The following is a 15,074-nucleotide window of genomic DNA, read 5'->3' on the forward strand; positions in this document are numbered from 1 at the left end:
CCTCCTAAATAGACTCTTCGATATTATTTTTTATCTCTTGTAATAAGTCTATATATTCATCATTACCAATCTTTTCTTCAAGTCTAGTTATCTTTTTTATAATTAAGTCTTTATTTTTTTTTAATTTAGTACTCTTTTCTACAAGCTTCAATTTTTTTTCATATCCATTCAATAACTTATTGCATCTTTTTATAATGTCATATATCGCTTGTCTGCTTGTATTTGTAAATTCAGATATTTCAGCTAAAGATAAGTCCTCATTAAAATAAAGCTCCATTATATCTTTTTGTTTTTCAGTTAGGAGTTCCTTATAAAAATCCATTAAAATAGATATTTTTACTCTATCCTCCATGTAATCACCAACTCACGGATATTATAATAGCAAATTAATTTAATGGTGTCAAGTACTTTTACTTAACACTATTAAAAAAGTGCTTCAATAAAATCATTAGAGTTAAACTCTTGCAAATCATCAATTCCTTCTCCCACACCTATAAGTTTTACAGGAATATTTAGTTGATGTTTTATAGCTATAATTACTCCACCTTTAGCTGTGCCATCAAGTTTGGTTAGTATTATACCATCAATAGGACAAACCTCAGCAAACTGTTTAGCTTGCTGCAGAGCATTTTGTCCAGTAGTAGCATCAAGCACTAATAAAGTTTCCTTGCTAGCCTCATTATATTCTCTATCTATTATTCGATTAATTTTTTCTAGCTCATTCATTAGATTCTTTTTATTATGTAATCTCCCTGCTGTATCGCAAATAAGCACATCAGCTTTTCTAGCCTTAGCAGCTTGTATAGCATCAAAAACTACAGAACCTGGATCAGCACCTTCTTGATGCTTTATTATATCTACACCTGCCCTATTACTCCAAACTTCTAGCTGATCAATAGCTGCTGCTCTAAATGTATCAGCTGCTGCCATTATTACTTTATGACCATCATTTTTAAATTTAGATGACATTTTTCCAATTGATGTTGTTTTACCTACACCATTTACCCCTATTACTAATAATATCTTAGGTTTATCATTAAAACCTAATCCCATTTCTTGATTTCCTAATATTTCTGCTAATACTTCTTTTAAGCAGTCATATACTTCCTTAGGATCTTTAACTTTATTATCCTTTACCTTTTGTTTTAACCTATCCATAATTTCTAATGAAGTATCTACACCTATATCTGCTGTTATTAAAATTTCTTCTAATTCCTCATATAATTCCTCATCAATTTTCACAGCCAAATTTAATACTTCTGAAACCTTTTCAGTGAAATTATCTTTAGTTTTAGATAATCCATTTTTTAGCTTATCAAAAAAATTTCCAAACATGCTTCTACATCTCCTCTAATATTAACTAAATTTATTTACTTAAATCAACAGATACTATCTTCGATATTCCTTTTTCCTCCATAGTTACTCCATAAAGTACATCTCCCACTTCCATACTACCTTTCCTATGGGTTATAATTATAAACTGGGTATTTCCAGAAAACTTTTTTAAAAACTCAGCATATCTAGATACATTTGAATCGTCCAATGCTGCTTCAATCTCATCTAATATACAAAATGGAGTAGGCTTCATTTTTAAAATTGCAAATAAAAGAGCGATGGCAGACAAACCTTTTTCTCCACCAGACATTAGATTAATATTTTGAAGCTTTTTACCAGGGGGCTGCACATTTATTTCTATATTCGCTGTGAGCTCATCTCCTTCTTCTAATATTAAATCAGCATTTCCGCCTTTGAATAATTCTTTAAAAGTTTCATTAAAATTGATTCTCAACTTATTGAAGTTCTCATTAAATACAACTCTCATCTTTTCTGTCATTTCTTTGACAACATTAATTAATTCTTCCTTGGCCTTAATTAAATCTTCCTTTTGCATTTTCATAAATGTATATTTTTCTAATAGTTCTTTATATTCTTCTATAGCTCCTAAATTAACTATACCTAACCTTGATATTTCATTTTTATACGTCACAATATCTTTTTTACACTGATCCATATCTTCATCTTGAAGTTTAATTTCTATGGCTTCCGCATAAGTTAGTTCCATTTCCTCATTTAACTTATTATAATAAGTATCTCTTTCTGATTCATGCCTTGCAAGAGATATTTGAAGATTGTTTTTAGACTTTTCGTTTTTATCACATAATAAAATTAAATTATTTAACTTTTCTTTATTACTTTTAATATCTTCCTTTATTTTTATTCTTTTTATATCAATATCCTTAAACTTATCTTCAAATTCTAATATTATTTGATTAATTTCTGTAATTTTATTTGTGTTTTCATTAATTTTATTTTGTGATTTGTTTATTTCTTTATTAGATTCATCTAATTCTAATTCTAATGATTGAATTTCAAAACTAATTTGCTTTATATCTTCTTCTAACCTTTGTAGTTCTTTATTTTTATTTGAAATTGTTTCATCCAATTGAGCCTTTTTTATTCTAAAATTCGTAATTTCATTATTTATATTTTGTGTTTCTTCTTTTTCCTTATTTAATCCCTCTTCTAAATTTGAGATTTTTAAAGAATTTTCTTTTTCAAGCTTAACTAATTCATCAATTTTATTTTGAATTTCATTAAGATCTTTTGCATTAAACTCTAGATTTTCCTTAATTAATAAAATTTCATTGTTTGCCGTTTCTAAACTTCTTTTTAACTTTTCTGTTTCATTATCAATACTATTTATCTTTTCATTAATTTTTGTCTTTTCAATATTTTCATAATGAATTTCGTCTTTTAGGTTTAAACAAAGATCATCCATACACTTTATATCATTTTTATGTTTTATTATGATATCATTCAGGCTCTTTATATCTTTTTCATAACTTTGTAGCTTAATTTGCAGCTCTTCTATTTCCCTTTTTCTGCCTATTATATTTGAACTCTTATTATATATGCTTCCTCCTGTTAGAGCCCCCCCTGGATTCACTACTTCACCTGTTAGTGTTACTATTTTAAAATTGTAATTGGTTTGGCGAGCTATAAGTAGTGCACTATCCATATTTTCCGAAACTATAGTTTTACCTAGCGTATATTCTATAATATTAGTGTACTTCTCATCAAATGTTATAAGCTCACTTGCTACACCTATATATCCATTTACTTCTTTTACCTTTGATGGTACAGATATTTTTTTACCTTTTATAATTGTAAGTGGTAAAAAAGTAGCTCTTCCTATAGTATTGTCCTTTAAATATTTAATTAATCTCTTAGCTATATTCTCATCAAGAGTAATTATATTGGATATAGCTGGACCCAGTGTAATTTCAATAGCAGTCTCAAAATTTTTATCTACTTTCAATATTTCTCCTAATATACACGCTTTTCCTACTGCCTCTATAATTTTCCCGTCATCTATATGCTGCATTAGTACTTTTACAGCTTTATTATATCCTTCATGATATTTTTCTAAGTTGATTAAAGCATTACAGTTGGCTTCTGTCTTGTTATATACTAAAGATAACTCTTTAAGTTTCTTTTCGTCATTTATAAGTTTTTTATTTTTAATTCCAATTTCCTTCTTATATTTTTTTATTTGCTCTTCATACTCTAAAATCTTACTTTCCATGCTTATAATTTCACTATTAAGCATATTTTTAGTTGTATAATTTATTTTAATAGAATTAGCATGTGCTTCACTTGATATTTTAAGTTCTTGAAGCTTATTTTCTAAACTTACAATGTCATTTTTCATTATATTAATTTCGTTTTTACTTTGACTAATTTTACTTAATAATTCTACTTCATAGTCTTTTGCTTTTTTTACTGCTTCAAACATATTTGCAACAGCTTTATTTTTATCATTAATTATAGTTTCATACTTCCATATTCTATCTTGAATCGTATTCTGATTGGATACTAGTTCTTTTAAATTTAACCTTTCATTTGCTTTTTCAGCATTTAATTTAATTAATTTTTCTTTTAACTGTTCTAAGTTCTTTGTAGTCTTATCAATTACAGCAGATAAGTTTTTTATTCTTTCATTTAGAAGATCAATTTCAGATAATAATTTTTGATTATCTGACTTATTACTATAGTATTTTCTTCTTTCTTCATTGTTTTTCAACTCAAATTTTTCTAAGTCTTCGTTCAATTTATCTAACTTTTCTTCATAGTTATTTTTTTCATTATTTAAACTTCTTAGCGTATCTTCATTTTTAGTAATATCATTTTTTATTGTATCTATTTTTTTTTCTACGCTATCTATATTATCAAGTATTAAAGTTACTTCTTTAGCCTTAAGTTTTCCCGATATTTCTAAAAACTTTTTTGCTTTTTCATTTTCTATTCTAAGAGGCTCTATCCTTTCCTCATATGTACTAAAGATATCGTTAATTCTTTGTATATTTTGTTCTGTATTTTCAAGCCTTCTCTCTGCTTCTTCTTTTCTAGTTTTAAATTTCACAATACCAGCCGCTTCCTCCAAAAGACTTCTTCTATCCTCTGGCTTTCCACTTAATACAGCTTCTATTTTACCTTGTCCAATTATTGAATATCCTTCTTTACCTATACCTGTATCCATAAATAATTCTTGAATATCTTTAAGTCTACACTTTGTATTATTAATATAATACTCGCTTTCTCCTGATCTATATATCCTTCTCATTATTGTTACATCAGAATAGTCTATTTGCAATTCACCATCGCTATTATCCAGGACAAGGGTTACTTGGGCTAGTCCAACTGGCTTTCTGAACTCAGTTCCGGAGAAAATTACATCTTGCATTTTTCCTCCTCTTAAGTTTTTTACGCTTTGTTCTCCTAAAACCCATTTCACTGCATCAGATATATTACTTTTACCGCTGCCATTAGGCCCTACTATTGCAGTTATTCCATTTTTAAAAACTAGTTCTGTTTTATCAGCAAAAGATTTAAAGCCTCTTATCTCAAGTGACTTCAAAAACATAAGTATCTCTCCTATTTGTAATTTTGTTATGTACTAAACTATTTATATAAAATTAAAAATTATATACAATATTTATCTTAATTTACAAAGAAATAAAAGGTTGTACATTACAACCCTATAAATCTATTATTTTCACCTTTATAATTTTAAATCATATTACTATAAATATCAATTATACATTTGCAATAAAGAAAATAAAAAACCGTGCTGAGCACGGCTTGATTTATTACTATCTAGGTTCTACTATAAACTTTATAGCTGTTCTTTCTTCTCCATCAATTGCTATTTGAGAAAATGCGGGAATAACTACTAAATCTATTCCATTTGGTGCTACAAATCCTCTTGTGATCGCTAAAGCTTTAACTGCTTGATTTACTGCTCCTGCGCCTACAGCTTGAACTTCTACAGTTCCACATTCTCTTAAAACGGCTGCAAGTGCCCCTGCTACTGATTTTGGTTGAGATTGAGCTGATACTTTTAATACTTCCATTTTTAATCCTCCCTACAAAAATTATTATTGCATATTATTGCATCCTTTATAGGGAATATATTCTATATAATATTTAAATATCCTTCTTTGTACTTAATTTCTAAGTATTCTTTTATAACTATCTTTTTACACATTTCATCAAATTTTATCATAAATGTATTTCTCTCTATACTATTATCTTGTAAAACTTCCAACTTATTTGTTCTAATTTGTTTCAATGTGTCATTAAAAAACTTTTTCTTATACGCATATAATTTTGATATATCTTTACCATTTATATAAAGTTTAATATTTTTTTCATTATACTCTTGTAGATTCTCTAATATTATTTCATTATATAGACTTCCTTCTACGAGTTCTCTAAAAGAAGGATGAAATGGTCCGGCAACTAATTCTTTACCATAATTTATTTCTTCTGTAGGTTGTAAACCTATTCTTATTACATTTATGTTATTTGCTTGGAACATTGAATATATTAGTTTACTTATATCAACTGCTTCTTCTAAACTATAAGGTTTATAAGTATTCAACTTATACATTTTCTCCATAGGAGTATTTTTTACTACTAAAGCTGGATAAATTCTAGTTATATCAGGCTTCATTTCTACAACCTTTTTAGCAGTATATATATCCTTATTAAAATTGTCACCTGGAAGTCCTAACATAATTTGATGCCCTAATGTAAAGTTATACTGCTTAATTAGTTTTGAAGCTTTAAACACATCTTCACTAGTATGACCTCTACCTGATTTTAATAGTACTTCATCATCTAATGATTGAACTCCTAACTCAATTATATCAACTGAATATTCCTTAAGATTTGTAAGTATTTCATCATTTATATAATCTGGTCTAGTAGATAAGTGGATATAATCTATAACTCCACCTTCTTTATATTTTTTTGCAACACTTAATAACTGCTTTTGTTTATCTATATTAATAGCTGTAAATGTTCCACCAAAAAAAGAAATCTCTAAAGTTGCATTTCTTTTATCTATTGTCTTTAAATATTCTTTTACAGTTTCGTCAACAAATTCTGGTGTTACTACATTAGATGTGCCTGTTATACTGTTTTGATTGCAAAACACACAGTCATGCGGGCATCCTTCGTGCGGAACAAATATTGGTATTATATAGTGTGTATTACTCATTTACATCCCCCAAGTTTTCTAAAGCTTCTTTTGCAGCATTTTGTTCAGCTTCTTTTTTACTATATCCCTCACCAACACCTCTAACCAATGGGTGTACTACAACTTCGGTAAAAAATTTTCTTCTATGAGGTGGCCCCTCAAATCCTGATAAATTATATTCTATATTATAATCTCCAAATCCTTGGATAGTCTCTTGTAATTTAGTTTTATAATCCAATATTATTTCATCACTATCTGCTTTTTTTATTATGTCTTCAAAATTGTAGGTGATAAACTTTTTTGCACTTTTATAACCCTGATCCTGATATATTGCAGCTATGATTGCTTCTATACAGTCTGCTAAGATAGATACTCTAGTCCTTCCACCAGTCATTTCTTCACCTTTGCTCATATTGATATATTTACCTATATCCCATTTAGCAGCAACATTATATAATGAGTTTTCACATACAATAAGCGCTCTCTTTTTTGTTAGAAATCCTTCTGGTTTATCACTATACTTATTAAATAGAAGTTCAGATATGCATAGCTGAAGTATGGAATCGCCTAAAAACTCAAATCTTTCATTTGATTGAGTATTTTTATTTTCATTTATACAGGAACTATGTGAAAGTGCTATATCTAAGAGCTCTATATTATTAAACTTAATATTAAGTATATTTTCTAATTTATTGAGGATTTTTTTTCTATCTTCTTTCATCTAAACAACTCCTCTATTTTCTACTAAATTTAAAGTCCCGTTATATTACGGGACTTGTCATTATTCTTCAATATGAGAACTTATATATTCTACTACATCTCCAACTTTAGTTGCTTTTTCTGCATCTTCGTCAGGTATCTCAATATCAAATTCTTCCTCTAACGCCATAATAAGTTCAACTACATCTAAAGAGTCAGCACCTAAGTCGTCCACAAATAATGAGTCCATTGTTATTGTATTTTCATCAAGACCAAGTTGGTCTGCAATAATTTTTTTAACTCTATTAAATACCATTTTGTTTCACCTCCTATAAAAATTCTACAATATGATAATATTACATAACTTATACATCGTCAATAAGATAATATTAATTTAGAAATAGCTTTATACCATTTTCTCTTCAATATGTCCCTTTATTTTTTCAATTATGTTATTATCATAAAATATTATTGATTGTCTTATTGCATTTTTTATAGCTTTAGCATCTGAGCTTCCATGGGCTTTTATGCATATACCATCTACTCCCAAAAATGCTGCTCCACCATATTCTTTATAGTCAAAATCCTTCTTAAACTTATTAAATACAGGTTTAAGCATAACACCACCTAGTTTTGTTCTAAAAGATGACATTATTTCATCTTTTAAAGTTGAAAAAATAGTTCCTGCAACTCCTTCATACATTTTCAAAACTGTATTTCCTATAAATCCATCACATACTAAAACATTAACTTTTCCCTCTGGAATTTCTCGTGGTTCTACGTTTCCAACAAAATTAAGATTAGTTTGTTTTAAGAGCTGATGTGCCTCTTTTGTTAGTTCATTACCTTTTTCTTCTTCAGAGCCAATATTTATTAGTCCTACACTAGGATTATCAATTTTTAATATGTTTTGAAAATATGTTTCCCCCATTAAAGCAAACTGCACCAAATTAATAGGTTTACACTCAGCATTGGCTCCACAATCAATAATCATAAAAGGACCGTTTTTACCTGGCATTATAGGAGCTAAAGCAGGCCTATTAACGCCTTTTATTCTTCCAATTACAAGAGTTGCTCCAGCTAAAAATGCACCAGTGCTTCCTGCTGATATAACAGCATCAGCGGTATTATTTTTTACTAATTCTAAGGCCTTATATAAGCTAGAATCTTTTTTTCTGCGTATAGCCATTACAGGATGTTCATTATTACTAATTATGTCTCTAGCATCTAGTATAGTTATTTTTTCTTTATTATATTCATGCTTAGATAATTCTTTATTTAATAAATCTTTAGGTCCAGTAACTATGATTTCTAAATTCTTGTATGTTTTGGAAGCATCTATACATCCTTCAATTATAGCGTGTGGTGAATAGTCTCCTCCCATTCCATCTACAGCAATCTTCATAATCTTTACCTCACTTTAGATTTTAATAATTGCAAATGTTAAAAGTTAAAACAAATAAGTAATATATAGTGAATTCAAAAAAAGAAAGTCATTTGACTTTCTTTTCTTAGTTTTCTTTAGAAACTATTTCTTTACCATTATAATATCCACATTCTTTGCAAACTCTATGAGCAAGCTTCATTTCGTGACATTGTGGGCATTCAACCACTCCTGGTAAACTTAATTTAAAAGTTTGAGCTCTTCTTGAATCTCTTCTAGCTTTTGATGTCTTTCTTTTTGGATGTGCCATCTATTTTCACCTCCTTAGTTATTAGAGAAAAAATCTCTTAACTTTGCAAGCCTAGGATCAATATCATTCCTTTCACAATTGCATGCAGAATGATTTAAATTTGTGCCACATACCGAGCATAGTCCCTTGCAATCTTCATTACAAAGTTTTTTCATTGGTAGTGACAGAATAATGTTAGTTTCAATGATTGGTGAAAAATCTACCTTATCACTATGTATAATGATAATATCATTGTCTTCATCATTAAATTCTTTTGAAAACTTTTCATGTACTTCGACTTCTAAAGGGTAATTAAAATTTTCAAGACATCTAGAACAAATTAGATTTAATGTTGTCCTCATTGTTCCATCGAAATTAATTATGCCGCCTGAAGTACTAAATACTCCTTCAACTTTTATAGGCTCTACAAAAATAATTTCCTCACCTTCAAAATTGATGCTTTTACCTTCAAAAGATACACTGACTTCTTTTTGTTTTAGTCTCTTGCCGAGCAAATCAGAAATATCAATTAGCATAACTACACCTCTATTATTATAAATGGGCTAATAAATTTCGCAGCATATGCTCAATTTATTAGCCACAACCTATTATATAAACACACTAATAAAAAGTCAAGTATTTTATTATATCTTTACTATATTATTCTTTATTTTTCAACTATTTCTTTTGTGTCTCTAGCTATCATTAATTCTTCATTTGTAGGAATAACCATTAATTTAACTTTTGAATCATCAGTGCTGATAATTCTAGCTTCACCTCTTACATTATTCTTTTCACTATCTACTTTAGTGCCTGCAAATGATAGAGCATTGCCTATTTCTTCTCTAATTTCTATACCATTTTCTCCAAGTCCAGCTGTAAATACAATAGCGTCAACACCACCCATTACAGCAGTATAAGCTCCAACATATTGAATAACTCTGTATTTAAACATATCTAATGCTAGCTGAGCTCTTTCATTTCCTTCAGCTGCAGCTGCTTCAATATCTCTAAAGTCACTGCTTACACCGGAAATTCCAAATACTCCTGATTTTTTATTCATTAAATTATCTACTTCTTCTATTGAAAGGTTTAATTCCTTCATTAAAAATGTTACTATAGCTGGGTCTACGTTTCCGCATCTAGTTCCCATAGCTAATCCAGCAAGAGGAGTAAATCCCATAGTTGTATCAACGCATTTTCCATTTTTAACAGCAGATAAGCTAGCTCCATTTCCTAAATGGCAAGTTATTATCTTTAAGTCTTCAATATTTTTTCCTAACATTTCAGCCGCAACTGAAGATACATACTTATGAGATGTTCCATGGAATCCATATTTTCTAACTCCGTGTTCTTTGTACAGCTCATAAGGTAGTGAATACATATAAGCATGTTTAGGTAGTGTTTGATGGAAAGCTGTATCAAATACTCCTACCATAGGAGTTGTTGGCATTAATTCTTTACATGCATTGATTCCTATTATGTTTGGAGGGTTATGTAATGGAGCCAATTTTATAAATTCATCTAACGCCTTCATAACGCCTTCATCTATAAGTACAGATCCAGCATATTTTTCTCCACCATGCACAACTCTATGTCCTACAGCAGTAATTTCTGACATATCACTAATTACACCATGTTCTTTATCAACTAATGCACCTAAAACCAATTCTATAGCTTTTTTATGGTCTTTCATTGGTTCTTGTATTATATATTTTTCTCCATTTACCTTTTGAGTTAAAATAGAACCTTCTAATCCTATTCTCTCAACTAAACCTTGAGCTAAAGGTGTTTCAGTAGTCATATCAATAAGTTGATATTTTAAAGATGAACTTCCACAATTAATTACTAATATTTTCATGTGTTCTCCTCCTAAATTATATAATCATAAAATTAAATTTCAAAATTATTATTAGACATTTTACAAACTTTATTAAATATTTGCCTATTGAGCTTGAACAGCAGTTATAGCAACAACGTTTACTATATCATCAGCACTGCATCCTCTAGATAAGTCATTGATAGGTTTTCCAAATCCTTGACATACTGGACCTATTGCCTCTGCTTTAGCAAATCTTTGTACTAATTTATATCCAATATTTCCAGCTTGTAAATCTGGGAATACTAAAACATTTGCCTTTCCTGCAACCGGGCTATTAGGTGCTTTTAATTGGGCAACTTCTTTAACTAAAGCTGCATCTAATTGTAATTCACCATCTATAGCTAAATCAGGTCTTTGTGCTTTAGCAAGTTCAGTTGCTTTTCTTACTTTATCAACAAGGTCATGGCTAGCACTTCCCATAGTTGAGAATGAAAGCATAGCAACTCTTGGTTCTATTCCACATAACTTTTTAGCAGTTTCTGCAGTTGCAACAGCTATAGAAGCTAATTCTTCAGCAGTTGGATTTGGGTTAACTGCACAATCTGCGAATAATAGCAGACCATCTTCACCATATTCACAATTAGGAACTTGCATAACAAAAGTTCCAGAAACTATTGAAATGCCTGGAGCTGTTTTAACTATTTGAAGGCCTGGTCTTAATAAATCACCAGTTGTATGTATTGCACCTGATACCATTCCATCGGCATCACCTATTTTAACCATAACTGTTGCAAAATATAATGGATCTTTAATTATTTGAAGAGCTTTTTCTTCTGTCATTCCCTTATTTTTTCTTATTTCATAAAGCTCTTTTGCATATTCTGCAGTTTTTTCATATGTTTCAGGATCAATTACTTGTACCCCTTCAATGTTTGAATTTAATTCTTTTGCTCTCTTTCTAATCTTTTCTTCATTACCAATTAATATAACTTTAGCTAATGAATTGGCATTTATTTTGCCAGCAGCAATAAGGTTTCTGTCTTCCTCTCCCTCTGGCAAAAGGATTGTCTTTAAATCTTTCTTCGCCAAATCCCACATTCTTTCCATAAATCCCATTTTAAATTTCTCCTTTCAATATAGATAACAATAATGTATATTTTAATGTATGAAATACTCTATATTATAATATACACCGAGTATAGTATATTTTTCAATAATAATTACATAAATTTTATTTCAATTTAGTATTTCCACCTTATTTTTTAGTATTTCATTGATAATAGTATAGTACTTTAAGTATTTGTATAACAATATATCTAAGAGGTGATTTAAATGAATATAACAGGTTTAATAACTGAATATAATCCTCTGCACAAAGGTCATCTATACCACATACAATCATCAAAAGAAATAACAAATTGTGATGGAATTGTTTGTGTAATGAGTGGCAACTTTGTACAAAGGGGCAACCCTGCCATTATTGATAAATGGAGTAGAGCTAAAGCAGCCCTAGAATGTGGAATTGATTTAGTTATAGAATTACCGTTAATTTATAGTTTAGCTTCAGCAGAATTTTTTGCATTTGGTGCCATTAGTTTACTTGATAGCTTAGGAATCGTAAATAATATATGCTTTGGTAGTGAAAGTGGAAATATAGAAGAGATAATGAAAATCTCAGAAATTTTAAATAGAGAACCTGACGAATTTAAGCATCTGTTAAAATATTATTTAGAGCAGGGATTATCATACCCCCTTTGTAGACATAATGCATTAAATCAAATATTAAAATATGATGTAGATATCAATAATATTTTAAAGTCTTCAAATAATATATTAGCTATAGAATATTGTAAAAGTCTACTTAAACTTAAAAGTCCAATTACTCCCTACACAATAAAAAGATTAGGCTCTTCTTATAATGATAATAATTTAACAAATACTTTTACAAGTGCAACCTCTATAAGAAATTATTTAAAAGATACGAATAATATTGGACAGTTAAAAGAATTTATGCCAATTCAATCCTTTAATATGATTTCTAAAAATTTTAAAAATGGATCTTTAACATTTGAAGACTCTATTTTTAAATATATTAAATATAAGGCATGTACATATATAAATACACTATCAAATATTTCTGATGCATCTGAAGGCTTACATAATAAGATATACAAATCTTTAATCAGCTGCAATTCTTACGAAGAACTAATAACTTGTATAAAAAGCAAAAGATATTCTCAAACTAGAATAAATAGGATATTGTGTCAATATTTTATAGGTTTAGATCAACTAGGTTCAAGTCAGATGAATCAATTAAGAAAATCAAAAGCCCCTTACGCTAGAGTACTAGGATTTAATGAAACGGGAATAAAAATTTTGAAACAGATGAAAGATACTTCTTCCATTCCAGTTTACATAAAACTTCCTAGAAATTTAGATCCAATACTAAATTTAGATATATTATCTACAAAAGCTTATAGCATAATTAATAAAAATATTTCTCCTGATTCAGATTTTAAAATTTCACCTATACGTTTATTTTAATGTAATATTACTTATCCCCTTTAAAATATAAATATACTAGCCTTAAATTAATCTTCAAAAGGCTAAATATTTATTTTAAGGGGATTGCATATGAAAATACTCTTTTATCTAATATTCTTTTTAATAGCTTTTTTTATATTCAACTTTATAAAATATAGTAAATTAAAATTAAGTAAAAATCTAATAGTAACTTTTTTATGTACACTTTTGATACTAAACATAGTTCTAAAGCCTGAGATTTGCTTAAAATCAGCTTTAGATGGAGCCAAGCTTTTTATTAATTCGGTATTTGTATCTCTTTTTCCATTTTTAGTTTTAATAAATATTATGCTACACTACGACGGCGTAAATATATACTCAAAATTTTTAGGTAGATTTTTATGTAAGCCTTTAAGATTGCCCGAACAATGCTCTGTTGTTTTAATAATAAGTACCTTATGCGGATATCCTCTCGGATCAAAATATGCCTGTGAACTTTATGAAAGAAAAATTATTGACTTTAAAACTTGTGAGAGGCTTTTAAATATAGCTTCTAATCCAAGCCCTTTATTTATTCTTGGCGCAGTAGGAACCTCAATGCTTAATAATCCATCTATGGGATTACTGCTATTAATATCAAGCTATCTCTCTTGTGCTATTATGGGTTTAATATTACCTTCAAATAAAAAATCTATAAGCCATAGTTATTTATATCGTAATGCAATACATACCACCAAAGTCACTTTAGGAGATATTTTAAAGTTAAGCATAGATAATGCAATTAAAACTTCAGTTTCAATAGGAGGGTTTATAATTTTTTTCTCTGTTTTAACAGCAATAATAAAAAACAATATCTTTTTTGATATTGTTTTTCAAAAAATATCCTTAATTTTTAATATTGAAAAATCATTATTGCAAAGTTTCTTCCTTGGTTTATTAGAAATGACAAATGGTTGTAGTTTAATCTCAAATTTAAATTTTGATATTATGTATAAAATTATAATATTAAGCTTTTTAATTTCATTTAGTGGCTTGTCTATAATATCACAAACTTATTCAATTACTTATAAATATAACTTTTCCTTAAGATTATACATTAGTAGAAAATTAACTCAAGGATTTATATGTAGTATTATATCAGTTATACTTTATAAATTTAATATATTCAATTTATCAAAAAGTACATTTAACGTAGGAATGCTAAATAATAAGGGATTAAGTCTGAATATTATTTTTGCAATAGAAATATTATTAATCCTCTTCCCTATAATAACTCAAAAACTATTTAGGCGCATTTCTTAACTCTTTAATATTTTCCCTTACAGTACTTGTAACAGAGGTTACATTTGATTCCATACTCTTTAAATATTCCTCTGTTTCTTTTTTTATATTTAAAAGCATTTGTTGAGATTTCAAATTTATTTCATTTTCTAATTGGCATAGAATTTCATCAGCATATTCTTTTGCACCCATTCTAATGGTTTTTGCATCTCTTTTAGCTGAAATAACCAGTTCTTCTGCTTTTATTTCAGCTTCCTTTGTTATACTGTGCTTTTCAATTTCTTTCTTTAACATCTCATAACTTTCTTTTTTAATGTGTTCTGCTTGTACATGAGCATCGCTTAAAATTCTTTCTTTTTCTTCACAGATCCATTGAGCTTTTTTAAATTCATCTGGAAGATAATTTATAATTTGTTCTATTATATCTGTAATTTCCTTCTTATTAACCATTGTTTTATTTAAAATAGGCATATTATGTGACGTTTCAATTATTTCCTGAAGATATTCCAATAACTTCATAACCTCCATTTAT

General features: G+C 28.4%; 15 protein-coding genes. 2 read left to right on the plus strand and 13 right to left on the minus strand.

Features of this window, described 5'->3' with window-relative positions:
- Positions 1 to 4: 4 nt before the first annotated feature.
- The 12 genes from ACWW38_RS00745 to pta form a co-directional block, all read right to left on the minus strand.
- Positions 5 to 352 (minus strand): putative DNA-binding protein, encoded by a 348-nt coding sequence (locus tag ACWW38_RS00745; protein ID WP_456258924.1) that lies wholly within the window; start codon positions 350 to 352, stop codon positions 5 to 7.
- 71 nt (positions 353 to 423) lie between these two features.
- On the minus strand, positions 424 to 1,335 hold the full coding sequence (gene ftsY, locus ACWW38_RS00750; protein ID WP_456258925.1) for a signal recognition particle-docking protein FtsY: 912 nt from the start codon (positions 1,333 to 1,335) through the stop codon (positions 424 to 426).
- Between the two features lie 31 nt (positions 1,336 to 1,366).
- Positions 1,367 to 4,924: a chromosome segregation protein SMC gene (gene smc, locus ACWW38_RS00755; RefSeq protein ID WP_456258926.1), complete on the minus strand. Its 3,558-nt coding sequence runs from the start codon at positions 4,922 to 4,924 to the stop codon at positions 1,367 to 1,369.
- Positions 4,925 to 5,153: 229 nt separating this feature from the next.
- Positions 5,154 to 5,414: a stage V sporulation protein S gene (locus ACWW38_RS00760; RefSeq protein ID WP_456258927.1), complete on the minus strand. Its 261-nt coding sequence runs from the start codon at positions 5,412 to 5,414 to the stop codon at positions 5,154 to 5,156.
- Between the two features lie 62 nt (positions 5,415 to 5,476).
- Positions 5,477 to 6,565 (minus strand): elongator complex protein 3, encoded by a 1,089-nt coding sequence (locus tag ACWW38_RS00765; RefSeq protein ID WP_456258928.1) that lies wholly within the window; start codon positions 6,563 to 6,565, stop codon positions 5,477 to 5,479.
- Positions 6,558 to 7,265, minus strand: coding sequence for a ribonuclease III (gene rnc, locus ACWW38_RS00770; protein ID WP_456258929.1), 708 nt, complete (start codon positions 7,263 to 7,265; stop codon positions 6,558 to 6,560). The genes ACWW38_RS00765 and rnc overlap by 8 nt, the downstream gene beginning before the upstream one ends.
- Positions 7,266 to 7,325: 60 nt before the next feature.
- Positions 7,326 to 7,559 carry an acyl carrier protein gene (gene acpP, locus ACWW38_RS00775; RefSeq protein WP_456258930.1) on the minus strand — a complete coding sequence of 78 codons (234 nt, stop codon included), beginning with the start codon at positions 7,557 to 7,559 and terminating at the stop codon, positions 7,326 to 7,328.
- 90 nt (positions 7,560 to 7,649) lie between these two features.
- Positions 7,650 to 8,648 (minus strand): phosphate acyltransferase PlsX, encoded by a 999-nt coding sequence (gene plsX, locus ACWW38_RS00780; protein ID WP_456258931.1) that lies wholly within the window; start codon positions 8,646 to 8,648, stop codon positions 7,650 to 7,652.
- Between the two features lie 106 nt (positions 8,649 to 8,754).
- Positions 8,755 to 8,937 carry a 50S ribosomal protein L32 gene (gene rpmF / locus ACWW38_RS00785; protein WP_456258932.1) on the minus strand — a complete coding sequence of 61 codons (183 nt, stop codon included), beginning with the start codon at positions 8,935 to 8,937 and terminating at the stop codon, positions 8,755 to 8,757.
- A gap of 14 nt (positions 8,938 to 8,951) precedes the next feature.
- The gene (locus tag ACWW38_RS00790) at positions 8,952 to 9,452 is read right to left on the minus strand and encodes a YceD family protein (RefSeq protein ID WP_456258933.1); all 501 of its coding nucleotides are present in this window, start codon (positions 9,450 to 9,452) and stop codon (positions 8,952 to 8,954) included.
- A 131-nt stretch (positions 9,453 to 9,583) separates the two neighbouring features.
- A complete protein-coding gene (locus tag ACWW38_RS00795; protein WP_456258934.1) occupies positions 9,584 to 10,777 on the minus strand; it encodes an acetate kinase in 1,194 nt (397 codons plus the stop codon).
- Between the two features lie 84 nt (positions 10,778 to 10,861).
- Positions 10,862 to 11,854, minus strand: a complete 993-nt coding sequence (gene pta / locus ACWW38_RS00800) for a phosphate acetyltransferase (RefSeq protein WP_456258935.1) — start codon at positions 11,852 to 11,854, stop codon at positions 10,862 to 10,864.
- A 216-nt stretch (positions 11,855 to 12,070) separates the two neighbouring features.
- On the opposite strand from pta, the gene ACWW38_RS00805 reads away from it, so the two are divergent.
- Together ACWW38_RS00805 and ylbJ are read left to right on the plus strand one after the other, a co-directional pair.
- A complete protein-coding gene (locus ACWW38_RS00805) occupies positions 12,071 to 13,282 on the plus strand; it encodes a nucleotidyltransferase (protein WP_456258936.1) in 1,212 nt (403 codons plus the stop codon).
- A 90-nt stretch (positions 13,283 to 13,372) separates the two neighbouring features.
- Positions 13,373 to 14,563: a sporulation integral membrane protein YlbJ gene (gene ylbJ, locus ACWW38_RS00810; protein WP_456258937.1), complete on the plus strand. Its 1,191-nt coding sequence runs from the start codon at positions 13,373 to 13,375 to the stop codon at positions 14,561 to 14,563.
- Here ylbJ and ACWW38_RS00815 read toward each other — a convergent pair.
- Positions 14,543 to 15,070 (minus strand): ATPase, encoded by a 528-nt coding sequence (locus ACWW38_RS00815; protein ID WP_456258938.1) that lies wholly within the window; start codon positions 15,068 to 15,070, stop codon positions 14,543 to 14,545. The two genes, ylbJ and ACWW38_RS00815, sit on opposite strands and share 21 nt — an antisense overlap.
- Positions 15,071 to 15,074: the final 4 nt, after the last annotated feature.

The sequence above is a fragment of the Clostridium sp. JNZ J1-5 genome, from assembly GCF_053901425.1.

Coding starts and splice junctions, on each gene's coding strand:
- ACWW38_RS00795 (WP_456258934.1), bottom strand. CDS start 10,777: ATGAAAATATTAGTAATTAATTGTGGAAGTTCATCTTTAAAATATCAA.
- ACWW38_RS00765 (WP_456258928.1), bottom strand. CDS start 6,565: ATGAGTAATACACACTATATAATACCAATATTTGTTCCGCACGAAGGA.
- ylbJ (WP_456258937.1), top strand. CDS start 13,373: ATGAAAATACTCTTTTATCTAATATTCTTTTTAATAGCTTTTTTTATA.
- ACWW38_RS00790 (WP_456258933.1), bottom strand. CDS start 9,452: ATGCTAATTGATATTTCTGATTTGCTCGGCAAGAGACTAAAACAAAAA.
- ACWW38_RS00815 (WP_456258938.1), bottom strand. CDS start 15,070: ATGGAGGTTATGAAGTTATTGGAATATCTTCAGGAAATAATTGAAACG.
- plsX (WP_456258931.1), bottom strand. CDS start 8,648: ATGAAGATTGCTGTAGATGGAATGGGAGGAGACTATTCACCACACGCT.
- rnc (WP_456258929.1), bottom strand. CDS start 7,265: ATGAAAGAAGATAGAAAAAAAATCCTCAATAAATTAGAAAATATACTT.
- rpmF (WP_456258932.1), bottom strand. CDS start 8,937: ATGGCACATCCAAAAAGAAAGACATCAAAAGCTAGAAGAGATTCAAGA.
- smc (WP_456258926.1), bottom strand. CDS start 4,924: ATGTTTTTGAAGTCACTTGAGATAAGAGGCTTTAAATCTTTTGCTGAT.
- ACWW38_RS00745 (WP_456258924.1), bottom strand. CDS start 352: ATGGAGGATAGAGTAAAAATATCTATTTTAATGGATTTTTATAAGGAA.
- ftsY (WP_456258925.1), bottom strand. CDS start 1,335: ATGTTTGGAAATTTTTTTGATAAGCTAAAAAATGGATTATCTAAAACT.
- pta (WP_456258935.1), bottom strand. CDS start 11,854: ATGGGATTTATGGAAAGAATGTGGGATTTGGCGAAGAAAGATTTAAAG.
- ACWW38_RS00760 (WP_456258927.1), bottom strand. CDS start 5,414: ATGGAAGTATTAAAAGTATCAGCTCAATCTCAACCAAAATCAGTAGCA.
- ACWW38_RS00805 (WP_456258936.1), top strand. CDS start 12,071: ATGAATATAACAGGTTTAATAACTGAATATAATCCTCTGCACAAAGGT.
- acpP (WP_456258930.1), bottom strand. CDS start 7,559: ATGGTATTTAATAGAGTTAAAAAAATTATTGCAGACCAACTTGGTCTT.